Here is a 4229-nt window from a genome sequence, read left to right on the forward strand (position 1 = left end):
CCTCAACGGTACCCTATTGCGCAAAATTCTGTGAGGTTCAGTGTTATCTGTGCGCTTAAAAAGATGGTGCCTGAGCCTGTCGAAGGCGCATCTTTCGCTTTTTTAACTTCTTTCGCATCTTTCCCTTCTTTCCCTTCTTTCTATTTTTTCTATTTTTTCTATTTTTTCTATTTTTTCTATTTTTTCTATTTTTTCTATTTTTTCTATTTTTTCTATTTTTTCTATTTTTTTTTATTTGCAGCTCCGCCCGGGTGAGCGACAGCAGCGGCATCCTTTGCGGCGTTATCGTATTTCCACCATTCGTTTGCCGGAAAGATACAGCGGATGGCGCGACGGCGGTTCCGTGAAACGTTTGCGAAGCACTACGATAGCACCGCCGGCACCCCCAAATAAAAATTTACGTAAAAAACGCTGCGCTGTACTTCGGCAACTAGCGTTCAATCCGTTTAATTTTCTGTAATCGTGTATGTCGTTGTAGTGCGCTCGCTGCAGTTGAAAAAACCTAAAGGATAATTATCCGGATTAGTGTTGTTAACAATGTTTCCGCGAACCGTGGCTGGAGGCGATTGAAACGGACTACCGCCATTACTTCCCGCAACACTCAACAAAATGTTCATGTAGTTGTAATACCGCTCGGAAATGCCCATAAAACTGATGTCGATCGTCTGACCCACTTCTAAATTCTCGTCTGTGAAATAATCAAAAATTTGGTTTCCTTGATTAAAACGATCGTCGGTTACTTCAAAAAACGGAATAGCCGCATACGATGCTTTGTAACGAAATAAATAAAAATCGACACTAGGCGCCGGATCGGTATAAAACGTCTTAATTTCAATGTCTTCGCCGGTAAATCCGCCCGCTAAATTCTGTTCGATCTTATCAATCACCGGAACTCCTTTCAAGGTTTCGGTAGCGGTGTACGTTTGCCCATCGACAACCACCGTTAAGGTGTACACCTCGTCGATTTGCGGCACAAAAGTCGTACAAATGTAATTTCCTGTGTTGGGCTGATTCACAAAATCAAAGGTTTGCCCACTTTGCGAACGTACCGTAACCACCGCGCCTTGAACGGTGGGTATCAGCTGACTGTTGTACGGTGCGGTTTTCGATAACTTAATGGTTTGCACATTGCCCGCCGTGCCTTTTTCCCATTGGATCGATGCATCGATGACGAGTTTCTCAGGAGCTGTGTCTAGGCCTACGGTTATTACTTCTTCGCAACTCATCAAACTAAAAGCCGCTAAACAAAAAAGGATATATATTTTTTTCATGATTTCTTAGAATTTAAAGTTATAACTCACCGCCGGAACTGCTCCGAAAATAGAGAAGCGCGCTGCCTCATTACGCCCAGTGAATTCGTTTTGCGAGAAACTTATCGAAGCGGCGTTCATCCGATTGTACACGTTATATACGCTAAAAACCCATTCGCTTTGCCAACCTTTCTTTTTGTCGGGTTTTGGTGTATAAGTAACTGCTAAATCCAAGTGGTGAAACGTCGGAAGCCTATCGCCGTTGCGCAAGCCGTAACTCGGAACGGTAATGCCTTGGTATTGATATTGTCCGTTTGGAAAAGTAGCTGGTTGTCCGGTTTGTAGGATGAAGTTGGCCGAGTACGTCCATTTTTTAGAAGGCACATAACTTCCGGTAACGGCCAAGTTGTGCGTTTTATCAAAAACAGACGAGTACCATTGTCCGTTGTTGATGCCTGTTTCCGTAGCGTTACGTCCCGGAGTTCGTTGTTCGGATTTCGACAAAGTATAAGAAACCCAGCCGTTGATTTTCCCCGAGTTTTTTCGCGCTAAAATTTCCAAACCGTAAGCGCGGAGTTCGCCGTTAAGAATAACTTGCTCCAAAGCTTCGTTTGCAATTAAGTCGGCTCCGTCGATATAATCAATGCGGTTTTGCACGGTTTTGTAAAACGATTCAACTTCCAGCGAATAATCTCCGTTTCTAAAATTCTTAAAGTATCCAACAGCAGTTTGATCGGCAATTTGCGGTCGGATGTACTGGTCGCTGGGTGTCCAAACATCAAGTGGTGTCGGAGAAGCCGTATTGGTTACGAGTTGCAGGTATTGCACCATGCGGTTGTAACTGGCCTTTACCGAGGTATCGGCGTTAAAAGCGTAGGATACTGAGAATCGCGGTTCTAGGAAATCGTAAGTTTTAATCACTTCTCCCGAATCGTATACACGTGTGCCGATTGGCGTGGCTTTTTCGTAAATCTGCAATTCTTGGTTAAAAATCACCGGATTGTTATCGGCGTATAAATTCACGGTCGATTGTCCCATGCGATAAAACTGACTGTAACGTAAACCGTAATAAAAGCTCAGTTTTTGCGAGACTTTGTGTTCGGCTTCCAGGTAAGCTGCGGGTTCGAATGCGTATTTTTTATCCAGTTGTCGGCGGTTAATTCCCGACGATTCGCCTACCGGAATAATCGTTCCCGGATTAAAATCGTAGTAAATACCGTTGACGCCGTATCCCAATTTCCAGGTATCGCTTAAATAGTGTTTAAAGTCGTATTTCAGGTTGTAGTTTTTAATACCCGAATCGTATTTAAACCCGATGAAATCGAGTGTAAGTCCGTAGTAATAATCGCTGTAAATTGCCGATAAGTTGCTGAATAACTTGTCGTTATAAATGTGGTTCCAACGCAAGTTTAAAGTAGCGTTTCCGTAAATGTTCTCAAAACTACCCGAAAGGTTAAAAACATCGCGACCAAAATAACCCGAAAGGTACAGGCTGTTGTTGTCGTTTAGTTTGTAGCTAATTTTGGTGTTGAGGTCGTAAAAATAGGCGCTGTTGCGGTTGTCGGTAAGTTTCAAGAACAGGTGTGCGTATGAAGATCGGCCGGCTACCAGAAACGAACCTTTGTCTTTGTCGAACGGACCTTCAGCAAGTAACCTGCTCGCAATCAATCCGATTCCTCCTGTCATCGAAAATTTCTTGGAATTTCCGTCTTTTTGATAAATGTCTAAAACCGACGAGGCTCTTCCGCCGAAGCGCGAGGGAATTCCGCCCTTGTACAATTTTAGATCTTTTATCGCGTCGGGATTAAACACCGAAAAGAATCCAAATACGTGGGAGGAGTTAAAAATAAGGGCTTCGTCGAGTAGGATGAGGTTTTGGTCGGCACCACCGCCGCGTACGTTAAATCCCGAAGCACCTTCGCCGGCATTGGTGACGCCCGGGAGCAGGAGAATCGACTTAATTACGTCGACTTCCCCCAAAACAACGGGCATTTTTTTGATGGTTTCGATCGAGAGTTTGTTCACGCTCATTTCCGGCCGTCGGATCACGGCTTTCGGCTTTTCCGTGATTACAACTTCTTCCAGTTCCTGACCTTCCGGTATTAAACTGATGTTTTTTCGCAAGTCGGAAGTTAACTGAATATCAATAACTTGAGTTCCGTAACCCACATAGCTGATTTCCAGTTTGTAGTTTCCTTCGGGAAGTGTAATCGAGTAAAACCCGTATTCGTTGGTGGCAGCACCCGATTTGGTTTCGGGAGCGTACAAATTCACGCCGATCAACGTTTCGTTGGTCGATGAATCGGTGATGGTACCACTAATGGTGTGCGATTTTTGCCCAAAGCTACATTGAACTACCAGTGCTAAGGCAAGTAGAAATTTTGATTTAAACATAGTTCGTTTTTGATTTTGACGCTGCAAAGATGCACACTATTAGCGCCTCAAGTGTTGTGTTTTGTTTAACGATTTTAAAATTTAAGATTTTTTTGTGATATGCCCGTCTAAGCCAGACAGCCAAAGCACCGAAACAGTTTTTGAAAAGGTTCTTCTTTTTTTGGGCGCGCCGGCAAACGAGTCGTCGCTGCGCAAAAGTGGTTCACGCCGTCACGTGTTCCGCTTTATCTTTTAGGCAAAACGGTAGTGGAAAAACGTAACGCCTAAAAGGATATCGCTGCACCCGTTCGCGCGGGGAAGGTGCGTAAGGGAAAAATAGAAAAAATAGAAAAAAGCGAAAGAAGCTAAAAATCTAACAGCTAACAGCTAAAAAGCTAAAAAATAGAAAAAAGCGAAAATGGAGCGCGATGTTTCACAATGNAGGCAAAACGGTAGTGGAAAAACGTAACGCCTAAAAGGATATCGCTGCACCCGTTCGCGCGGGGAAGGTGCGTAAGGGAAAAATAGAAAAAATAGAAAAAAGCGAAAGAAGCTAAAAATCTAACAGCTAACAGCTAAAAAGCTAAAAAATAGAAAAAAGCGAAA

At 43.5% G+C, this 4229-nt stretch carries 2 protein-coding genes; both read right to left on the reverse strand.

The features are described 5' to 3' along the window. Positions 1 to 446: 446 nt before the first annotated feature. A complete protein-coding gene (locus CHX27_RS02005; protein WP_094485095.1) occupies positions 447 to 1271 on the reverse strand; it encodes a DUF4249 domain-containing protein in 825 nt (274 codons plus the stop codon). 6 nt (positions 1272 to 1277) lie between these two features. Next, positions 1278 to 3644, reverse strand: a complete 2367-nt coding sequence (locus CHX27_RS02010) for a TonB-dependent receptor (protein WP_094485096.1) — start codon at positions 3642 to 3644, stop codon at positions 1278 to 1280. Positions 3645 to 4229: the final 585 nt, after the last annotated feature.

Source organism: Flavobacterium aurantiibacter, assembly GCF_002251775.1.
Taxonomy (GTDB): Bacteria; Bacteroidota; Bacteroidia; order Flavobacteriales; family Flavobacteriaceae; genus Flavobacterium; species Flavobacterium aurantiibacter.